Genomic DNA, 8,652 nt, shown 5'->3' on the forward strand with positions numbered 1-8,652 from the left:
TTTTCCTTCGAGATGACAGATGGCAACTTGTTTCAGTTGAAGTTGACCGTAAGCATCTCGTAAGGTTTGAAAAAGGTGCTCCGCCTGAAAGAAAGTCAAGTACGGTAAAGATTCCTCAATTGAATGTGGAAAAGTATCCAAATACTGCTGATCAATCCCCTCGATAATACCGAGAAGCTCACTATCATCATCTGGAGATTTGCCATCTTCCCAAGTGATTTCAAGAAATAAATCATCTGTTATCACGCATTTATTACTCTTTTTAAAAGGGTTAAATGCCATGATAGCCACCTTAACCTTTCACGAAGTTAAAGCCCCATTCGACAATGCTTGGGCCAGCAGAAACGGCAATAATGGCTACTGCAATGGCCACCCAGTGCTTTTTGATAGCAGCTTTGATTTCACGTCCACCAAAACCGTAAATCAGACCTGTTACAACGACGGCAAATCCTAAAGTGACAATTCCAATACCTTGAACTTTAGAAATACCTTGTTGCGATAACGCTTCTGTTTTCGCAAACGGATCGTCTGCATAGACTGAGTTTGTCAGGATACCTGATAGAAAAAGGGACAAGCTAAGCAAGTAACCTTTACTTTTGGCTCTTACTTTACTTACATAATGTGTCAATGTGTTCATAGAAACCTCCTTATTTTTTATTGACATTATTAGTGTAAGGGATAATGAAAATCTGTGCAGTAAGGGGACAAGTCACAGGAAAAACTTTTTTTCAACTGAAAAGGGCATCTATTTCTCCCTCGATTTTCAGCTGAACTTGCCTTAAATCTTTGCGGTGTTGGCTGTCTGGAACGTCTCCCTCAACCCACAAATGAACATGATATGTCTGTTTACTCTTGTCTAAAGCTAAGCTTTTGGCAGAGATAGGTGCTAACACTTTTCGCTTAATTAAACGCTCCAAGGGACGTGCCCCATTTTTTACATCTGTTCCAACATCCGATAGATACTGGATTAGACTAGAATCGTAAGAAAGGGTTAAATTTTGGCGCTTCATTCTCTCTGCAATTTCAGATAAGTTTTTCTCTGCAATGGTCTCAATAACATCTCGCTCTAAGAGATTGAAGATAATTTTATTTTCAATCCGATTAAGGAACTCTGGACGAAATTCATTTTGAAGTTCACTATCCATTGATTTTTCAAATTGTTGGCGTTCTCGGTCAGTTAAGCTATGAAAATTGCCTTTTAGCTCCCATTTGTTAATGATTTTTTTAGCCCCAATATTCGTGGTCATGATCACAATAGTATTTTTAAAACTGATTAAACGCCCTGAACTATCCGTTAAGCGTCCATCATCTAACACCTGCAGAAAGAGATCCATAACCTCGTTATGCGCTTTTTCAATTTCATCTAGCAATAAAACACTGTAAGGCTTCTGTTTAACCCCTTCTGTTAATTGCCCTTTTGTTCGTGTCGCACGGTCACCAATCAGTTTTGTCACATCTTCTTTTTGCTTGTATTCTGACATATCAAAACGAATCATGGCATCTTCATCGTCAAAAAGAGCTTCTGCGACAGCCTTTGACAGCTCTGTCTTACCAACACCAGTCGGTCCGAGAAAGAGAAAAGATGAGATAGGCTTATTTTCATCTTGTAAGCCTGCCTGAGCAATCGTCACTGCATCTACAACCGCTTCAATCGCTTCTTCTTGCCCTTTAACACGCTTCATCAGTTTGTCTTTGAAGCCCTCTAAACGCTCTTGCTCCCCCTTTAAAATTGTGGTCACTGGAATACCAGTACGGTCTTTCAAGACTTGGGCAATATCTTCCTCTGTGACAGTTCTTTTTTCATCAGCTGAAGCAATGGTTGCAGCCTCATCAATTAAATCAAACGCCTTGTCTGGAAGAAAACGGTCAGTAATGTAGCGAACAGATAGACGAACCGCCTGAGCAACGGCTTCTGAACTAATCAGAACATTATGAAAGTCCTCATAAATACCTTTTGCTTGCTCTATAATCGTTATAGCTTGTGGAATTGTCGGTTCTTCTACCATGATAGGCTGCATACGACGTTCTAACGCCCTATCTGTTTCAATATAATCGTGAAACTCATCTAAAGTAGTGGCTCCAATCAGTTGAATATCACCACGAGCTAATACAGGCTTGATGACATTTCCTGCGTCAAGCGCTTGACCGTTTTCACTACCAGCGCCAACAACGGTATGAAACTCGTCTACAAAGAGGAGATTTTGACCACGAGTAGCGACCATCTCCTCAATGATTTTCTTGAACTTAGCAATAAAACCACCATCTTCTTCACTCATCAAGCTGGAAAGCTCCAAAGAGCGAACCGTTAAACCTTTTAAGTCGTCAGGAACTTCTTCTCGTAGAATGGCAAGTGTTAGTCCTTCGACAATAGCTGTCTTTCCAACACCTGCTTCACCTACTAATATTGGGTTATTTTTGGTTCGTCTGAGAAGGGAGATAATCACTGCCTGAACTTCCTTATCACGTCCATAAACCTGGTAGTCATCTGCTTTTTTAGCAACTTTAGCCGTTAGATTATCTGTGTACTTATCAAGAAATGGGGTTTTAAGCTCATCTAGCACGTTAATCACTCCTTTCTTTTGCCGTTTCAATTTGAGTGGCTAGTTTCTCTTTAATCGCATCCACAAATTCTCGGGGGTTAATCTCTCCATCTCCAATTTGAGAGAGGAACAGTTCCCAGCCGCCTGTCGTTTCAGGGCTAGCAAACTCATTATCATAGAGATAATGAATCAAGAGATAAGCTTTATTTGTTGGAAAAAGCTGTCCTGTTTTTTTATCTTTAGTGATATAGCCTCGGTCTTGAATCGTTTTAAGCATTGCAGCTCTTGTAGCTTGTGTCCCTAGACCATATTTAGGTAAGAGGACACTGATAAATTGACTTTCTGTTATTCGCTTAGGTGGTTTTGTCACCCCTTCAATAATAAGTGTCTTTGTTTCCAGTTGATCACCTACACGATAGTCAGGAAGCTCAACATTTCCCTTTAACTTTTGTTGGCTGAAACCTGCCCAGCCTAAATCAATCATGTGTCGCCCTCTTGCCTTAAAAATCAATCCTTGATTTTCTATCGCAACTGTTGTCGTATTGTAGCGACAATCAGCCGCAAACATTAAGAGGGTTCGACGGACAACCGCTTCATAAATAAGACGTTCATCTGGTTTTAGAGTCACTAAATTAGGAATATTTTCTGTCGGAATAAGAGCGTAGTGACTTGTTTTAGCTACTTTTTCAGGATCTACATAATTTTCCCTTGGTTCTAAATAAACAGGCTCAAATGCGCAATTCACAACATCTTGGTAACTCTTTAGATAAGTTTTAAGATAACCAAATTCTTCCTCCGTAATAAATCGAGTGTCAGTTCTAGGATAAGATAAGTATTTTTTGAGATGGAGACTCTCTACTATACTTTCTGTCTTAGCAGGAGAAAATCCCCATTGTTTAGAAGCTAAGCCTTGAAGGTCAGACAAGTTGAATAAGGCAGGAGCTGCTTCTTGATGTTCCTTAATTTCAACTGAAGAAACGGTAGAAAGTGGCTCTAGTTGTCGTGAAGTCGCTAAAATCATATCACTGTCTAAATACTTATCCTTATGAGAAAATGTCGTCTCTGTCGCTTTATCTTCTAACTGCAATTTCCAGTATGTTTGAGGTCTGAAATTCTGGATAGCGAGGTCATTCTCACAAATCAAGCGCACCCCAGGCGTTTGAACACGACCTACTGATAAACTATTGCCTTTTCCCTTCGCCAGTCGCCCCTTCTTTTGAAGCTCTAGGGTGACCAGTGGAGATAAGTTCATCCCAACAAGCCAGTCTGACTGTGCACGTGCCTCTGCCTCCAAATAATAGTTGTAGGTCTCTATTGGTTCTCTCAAGTTTTGAAAAGCTTTTTGAAGAGCATGTGTCGTCATAGAATTAACCCATAGACGCTTATACACTTTGTCTTTTCCTTCTGGAATATGAGATAGAATGGAGTAGGCAATACGCTCCCCTTCTCTGTCTGAGTCTGTACCGATAATAACTTGAGAGGCTGCCACCACCTCTTGATAAATCTGTTTAAAGGTTTCTTTAGAGGTTTTGTCTTGTTTTAGCGTCTGTTTAAATGAGACATCAACTAGAGGTAGTTTTTCTAAATCCCAATTATCTTTTGGTAAACCATACTCAAATAAATGACCATCCGCAGCAATCACATGAACTTCATCTGGAAAGTAAGGTGTTTGCTTCACAATATGTACCTTTCCCTTTTTACTAGCTGAACCTAGACAATCTGCGTAAGCGACAGCTTGTGTTTCTTTTTCAGCTAGAATAACTGTTACCATATAATCTTTCTCCTTTCATTAGTTAACTTTAGTCTAAGAGATATTGACAATTCTTGCTGTAAGGGGACAAGCTAGCACTGATGAAGCAGCAAACGTAGAAAAGCTCTTCTAATAAAAGTGGAATTTACGAGGTCGTATCAGTAGAGCCATTAGTAGATGTCATTTCTGAAATCAGTAGCTACCAGGTCTAGTATTTTATATTAAAAATTGTTATATAACTTTTTGTACTATTTTGTGTACAATTAAAAGCACTCTCACACAAGAGTGCCTTTAATCTTAACGACTTATCCCCTTGTTAGGGGTTCTAGAAAAATTTTGCGCATGCCCTCTACTTTTGCCTTGATACGGCTTGGTATGGCTTTCCACTTGCTTTAACATTTTGGAAACAGTCTTATGTACACGTCCCAAAGAGTTAGCGAGTTGCTTATCGTCTAGCGCTTTTAGATTATCTGTCCAAGCTGCCATGTACTTGATCGCTTTTTCAGAAGTATCTAGCCCAAAGTGTTTTGATAGTAAATGACTTGTCATTTCCGCTTCAAACTCCCTTTGCCCTCTAGGCAATTCTTTGTATTGCTCTACCATTTTTGGGTTATGAAGTGTCGCATGCGCTAACTCATGAATAGTAGTCGCAATTTTTTCTCCAGGCGTGTTGTGTGGATTGATAAGAATAAGCTGTTCTTCTGGATAAAAGGCACCTTTTCTATTGTCGAGAACATGGGCTTTATCTTTCATTATAGTCACACCAATACTGTCAGCATAATCACAAAGTCCCTCTAACACTTCTTTTGTCTTAACCTTATCCATATTAAAGTTATAATGACGGTTTGGCATTGCTTTAGGGTAGCTTTCTGGTTTTAGAGTGGTTTGTGATAGTTCAAAGACCTTATACGTTGTATATCGTGGTTGACCTGTTTTGAAATCTCTTTCCTGAAATTGGCGAACAGGCAATTTGCCTTCTTTTACCCACTGCTTTTCTTGCGGCGTTGCCTCTGAAAGCTTTTTAAATTTAGGATTGCCTTTATCATTTTTGAGTTGATTACCATTTTCGTCCAGTACGGGAATCATTTTAACCAATACTGGTCTAAAGAGGGTAATCTTTGACTTTTCTCCTGTTTTGACAGAAAGGTTTTGATGAACAACTTCTTTGGTTTCACCTGTTCGCTTGTTGGTATAGATTGCCTTTGTCGGAATGACATCCTCTGGCTTAATGTCTAGAACTTCTCCCATAGCCTGCCATTGATTATAAGTAGCAACAGCATTAGCACCACGCCATTGTTCTTGGATAAGAGCTACATTTCTTGGCGAAAGCCTTAGAAACTTACTCATAAAGTCCATGTACGCCTTCAAGTCTTCAGGTGATTGTGTGTACTCACGGATTTTTTGAAAAGCTCGTTCACTAATCTCATAAGCTGACGCTGTGTTATAGTCAAAAGGTTCAGCTGATACTGTAGTTTCTTGAGGCTTTCCTTGCCCTGTGCTGTTAGCTAAAAAAGCATCCACTTCTTCCTGCTTATACAATTCTTTAGGCAATTTATTAGCCTTGATGGCTTCAACAAGCTTCTCTAGCTCTTCTTCAATCTGAAAACCATTGCCCCAATCGCTGCCGTAAGCTAGATAGCCTAGGTTTTCTTCTCCTCTGAGTAGTGCTATAGTCCAAGGCGCTGTCGTCTCAGATAAATTATCAACCTTTTCTGGACTATAAACCGTTAGCTCTATCTGATACCCTTGACCAAACTCCTCACGATTAGTATAAATAACAGAACCATCAGCTTGAGGAGTTCCAACCAAATCACCTTCCATCGATAAGGATTCTTGAACTCGAGGAGCAGCTACTTCTAATTGCTTTTTAGCATCCTCTGCCATAATCTCCTCTACTCGTTGGGCTAGCCCCATTTTGATGTCCTGTTTAGGCGAAGTGAAGGTTTCCCTTGGACGGCTATCTTCTTGAGGTATTTCTTGTGAATTTAAAAGATGTTCATTAGCTTCAGCAGCAATTTCTTGATTTAGCTCTTGATTTTCCAGCTGAGAAAGGACACTGTCATCTATCGCAGCTAAATCTTGATAGCCTGATAACCTACGATAGCCTAACCCCATAAGTTGAGAAACAGGTCTTGTTTCATCACCAATAGCGTAGTGGACATTATCTTTGATGAGCTGTCCGCCAGGAGCATAAATGTCAAACTCTGTTTTAGTGTAAGGCAGCTGATTCTCTTGCCTACGTTGATAATGGGCTTGATTAGCTTCATAAAGTCCTGTGACAAATGTTTTGTAATCAATCAGTTGTTCTGTATGGAAAGGCAGTTCAACGCCATTATCCCAATTCTCAGCAAACTGTAAGCGAACATGATAGTCATTTTTATAGATCATGTCCTCTTGCCACTCTTTATAGAAGGCAGAATCTTTGACTAAGAGACTGTTTTTATCTGCATAGTCAACCATTTGTTCTAAGCCCCATTGATTTTCTTCTGATACCTCAAGGTATTTCTGCCAAGCAGCTAAGACTTCTTCTGGAACACGTGCTAAATCATCTGGAATACCAACGTTGTAGACAGCATCCAAAACTTTTGTGAAATCTTCAGCTGAAACCTCTAATTCTACATTTGAGTCCATTACAGATGGTTCTGACTCCTTGACTTGTTTTTCAGGCAATGACTGAGTCCACTGTGTTTCGTTACTGCGTTGACTATTTAGAAATTCTACCATCTCTGCACCATTATCCCTGATATAGTTAGCATTGATACGATGAACTCTAATATCACCATCTTTTTCAATTAAAACACCCAAAATCGTTTTTTCTTGAGATAGTGTGTCCATTTGGATATTTAAATCTAATCCTGGTTTTAGTAGGGAAGCGGGGAACATCTCATCTTGACTATCTGTCTGAAAGGCAAGGACGATACTCTTATCCTCAGACCGAATTGTTGACTCAGCATCTAGCCGACCAAATTTTTCGATAGAAGATAAGTCATCAAACACAAATGAATCCGTTTCTAGAACTTCTGATAGCATCGGTAATATTTGAATTTTATCTAAGTAACCTGGACCGACCGTAACATTTTGAAAACTGGTATGCCCTGAAGAAATTTCATCAATAAACGTTTCTGATACAGAATCTAATTTCTCACTGTATACTGGTGCAATACCAGTTAAGTGCATCCAATGACGTTTTTCAAATTTAACTTGTAAAGCTTGTTGCTTTAATCCATCTTTATAGAAATAGGTAACAGTTGTATCCGCTAGCTCATTTAAATACCAAGTAGCAGATTTTTGAATATCCTCTGCGTACGCACTTATATTTCGAACATCTTTATTTTTAGGATAATGATAGCCTTTACGCAACCTAAAATTTGACTTTATATCCTTATCAATGTTAAAATATAAGGGAACATTGGTAGGAAAATCAGGTTGAGAAGCTGGCTCAACGGGCTGCGGTGCTGTCCCTGGAGAGTTCTCTCCTAAAAAACTGGAACTGCGATTGAATAATTCGCCCCCAGTGTTAGTCTCTTGATTATTGTCAAGGGACTTTTCTTGTGTCTGATTAACATCAGGCGCTTTTTCTTTAGCTTCACTTTCTTCTACTAGCTGTTCAACGTCAGGCTTTTGTTCTGAAACGTCTACTTTCACAACTGTACCAGATATCTCCTTGGAAGGATCACTCTTATTCCAAGTCCTGTCGTCTATAATAATTCTTGATACTGTCGTAAAACCGTCAAAATCAGACTCTTGTTCAGCTGTCTTTGAGGACATTAGCTCTTCTGATAAATTATCAAATGATGTTAATGTTTCTTCCTTTGGCGGTTGTTCTTTTGACTTCTTCATTTCTTTGAGGTAATCATTCCAGTCCGTTTTAACTTGCCCTGGTTGTAAATCGGGTAACGCCTCGTTCACTACAGCTCCTTTTTTCCTCAGAGAACTGATAAAGTTTTGACCACCTTCGTCATTATCTACCGCAAGAGTGATCCAGTCTGAGTGTTTTCCATCTACGAAAAAGTTTTTATCAATCGCTATCTGTAACCCTTCAGCGAGTTGATCATAGTTCCAGTTTAATGGACGCCCAGATAGTTCTGACTGGAGTTGGGCTAAGTGTCGTCCGATAACACCTTCTTTTAGACCATCCATTGATACCAAGCGGACATCCTGCAAACTATCTTTATGCAACTCATAATAAGACATCAAATCAATAGCACTTTCCGCAAAGATGAGGCGGTTAGGTTGCCCAATATCCACATGCAAACCTGTGAGACCATCTGAGTTTGGCATGATTTTTTTAGCATAACCACGTTCGGTCCACTTCTCCCTGTTTTCTTCAATCCCCTGTAGAGTCGCACCGAGAATCTCACC

At 39.6% G+C, this 8,652-nt stretch carries 4 protein-coding genes and 1 pseudogene; all 5 read right to left on the bottom strand.

What is annotated here, in order from left to right:
- Window positions 1–282, bottom strand: a pseudogene (locus tag AALA56_RS09145) (hypothetical protein); the annotation flags it as partial.
- Between the two features lie 10 nt (window positions 283–292).
- Window positions 293–637 carry a TrbC/VirB2 family protein gene (locus tag AALA56_RS09150; protein ID WP_164682909.1) on the bottom strand — a complete coding sequence of 115 codons (345 nt, stop codon included), beginning with the start codon at window positions 635–637 and terminating at the stop codon, window positions 293–295.
- 91 nt (window positions 638–728) lie between these two features.
- The gene (locus AALA56_RS09155) at window positions 729–2,561 is read right to left on the bottom strand and encodes an AAA family ATPase (RefSeq protein WP_369909746.1); all 1,833 of its coding nucleotides are present in this window, start codon (window positions 2,559–2,561) and stop codon (window positions 729–731) included.
- A gap of 1 nt (window position 2,562) precedes the next feature.
- Window positions 2,563–4,311: a type IA DNA topoisomerase gene (locus AALA56_RS09160; RefSeq protein ID WP_369909744.1), complete on the bottom strand. Its 1,749-nt coding sequence runs from the start codon at window positions 4,309–4,311 to the stop codon at window positions 2,563–2,565.
- A 276-nt stretch (window positions 4,312–4,587) separates the two neighbouring features.
- On the bottom strand, window positions 4,588–8,484 hold the full coding sequence (locus AALA56_RS09165; protein ID WP_440210895.1) for a PBECR4 domain-containing protein: 3,897 nt from the start codon (window positions 8,482–8,484) through the stop codon (window positions 4,588–4,590).
- Between the last annotated feature and the right edge of the window lie 168 nt (window positions 8,485–8,652).

The organism is Streptococcus hyointestinalis, from assembly GCF_041225505.1.
GTDB classification, from domain to species: Bacteria; Bacillota; Bacilli; order Lactobacillales; family Streptococcaceae; genus Streptococcus; species Streptococcus hyointestinalis_B.

What these genes read in the sequence shown, in the direction of transcription:
- AALA56_RS09150 (WP_164682909.1), bottom strand. Translation starts at nt 637, where the DNA reads ATGAACACATTGACACATTATGTAAGTAAAGTAAGAGCCAAAAGTAAA.
- AALA56_RS09160 (WP_369909744.1), bottom strand. Translation starts at nt 4,311, where the DNA reads ATGGTAACAGTTATTCTAGCTGAAAAAGAAACACAAGCTGTCGCTTAC.
- AALA56_RS09165 (WP_440210895.1), bottom strand. Translation starts at nt 8,484, where the DNA reads ATGTCTTATTATGAGTTGCATAAAGATAGTTTGCAGGATGTCCGCTTG.